The following is a 1454-nucleotide window of genomic DNA, read 5'->3' as shown; positions in this document are numbered from 1 at the left end:
CCGGGGGCGGCGCCCGTGTCGTCGGCTCCCGTCGCCTCGCCTCCGGATGGGACGGGCACCTTCGCCCCCGCCGGGCCCGCGGTGTCCGACCACTCCGCCCCCGTCGCGTCCGTGCCGGGGTCATCGGCCGACGGCTTGGCCGCCGTCGCACCGCCGGCGGGCGGCTGGACGCCGCCGCCCCTCCCCGGCCGCCCCGTGGCCGCCGCGCGCTCCGAGGACGGGCGCGACGCGGAGGCCGTCGCCGATCCGTGGCAGGGCTTCGCCCTGGACTCCACCGATCTGAGCGGCGAGGTCACCGGCGCCGTGTCCGGCGCACCCGCGCCCATCTCGGCCGTCCCCGCGGCTCCGGTCGCCTCGGCGCCGCCGGCCGCTCCCATCACCTCTGCACCGCGCGCCGACGCGTACGCCGCGTCCGATGCGGCCACGACGGGCCAGGGCATCACGCGTCCGCCCGTCACGCGCGTGCCGGCCGCCGCAGCCGCCGACGGCGACGGGGAGCCGTGGGCGCCCGCGCGCTCTCCGATGAGCGAGTCGGACTCGTTCCCCGAAGCCTCAGGGCCGGTGTCGGCCGTCGCCGGCGCTCCCGACGCCGGAGCGCCGCGCTCCGCGCGTTCGTCGGTGTCGGCCTTCCACGCCAAGCCTGAGATCCCCGACGAGCAGGACGTGCTCGAGGAGACGATCATCGCGCGCCGCAAGCGCACCGACTGGACGCTCCTGCCGCCGACCGGAGACCCCGTCGCGCTGTCGGCCGAGGTCGTCATCCTCGGTCGCCGGCCCGCCGGCGACCCCGACTTCCCGGGTGCGCAGCTCGTGTCGATCCCCGACGGCACGGTGTCCAAGACGCACGCGCGCCTCGAGCTTCGCGACGACCGCTGGTACGTGACCGACCTCGACTCGACCAACGGCGTGCTGTTCGCGACCGTCATGGGCACGGAGGTCGAGGCGCCCCCCGGCGAAGAGGTCGAGGCCGGCGACCGGTTCCTGCTGGGCGACGCCGAGGTCCGCCTGCAGCGGAGCGACGGGTGATCGATCCCGACGACGAGCAGACGGTCCTCTCGCGCCGCGCGATGCCGGCGCGGGATGCCGACCCTGGTAGCGGCGCCGGCTCCGCGGAGTCCTCGCCCGCTGCCGGGGCGGCGTCCGACCCCGACCCGGTTGCCGACGAACCCTGGGACACCGAGACCACCCAGGTGCGTCGCCTCCGGCGCCGCGGCCCCGCACTGGAGGCCACGGCGCCGGCCGCTCGTGCGGAGCAGCCGGCGACCGCGCTGCCCCCGGACCTCGACGCCACAGTCCTCTCCGCGCGGTCGGGCCGCGCTGCGGAGGCCGAGCTCCCCACGCAGGCCGCCGAATCCGGACCTCCCGGCCCGCGGCGCGCGGGCAGCCCGCAGCCGGTGGACGATCCGCACGACGACGCCACGATCCTCGCGCGCGGCGCGCAGCGCTCCGCGCCC

1 protein-coding gene and 1 pseudogene are annotated in these 1454 nt (G+C 78.1%); both read left to right on the top strand.

Annotated features, from left to right (window positions below; all coding sequences use genetic code 11):
• Window positions 1-1026, top strand: a 1026-nt coding sequence (locus IM767_RS20505) for an FHA domain-containing protein (RefSeq protein ID WP_206759223.1), incomplete at its 5' end; no start/stop codon positions are given.
• A pseudogene (locus tag IM767_RS20500) lies at window positions 1023-1454 on the top strand (hypothetical protein); the annotation flags it as partial. The gene IM767_RS20505 and the pseudogene IM767_RS20500, both read left to right, overlap by 4 nt.

Source organism: Microbacterium ureisolvens, assembly GCF_015278315.1.
GTDB lineage: Bacteria > Actinomycetota > Actinomycetes > Actinomycetales > Microbacteriaceae > Microbacterium > Microbacterium ureisolvens.
The sequence above is the reverse complement of the archived record's forward strand: the minus strand, read 5'-3'. Positions and strand labels throughout refer to the sequence as shown.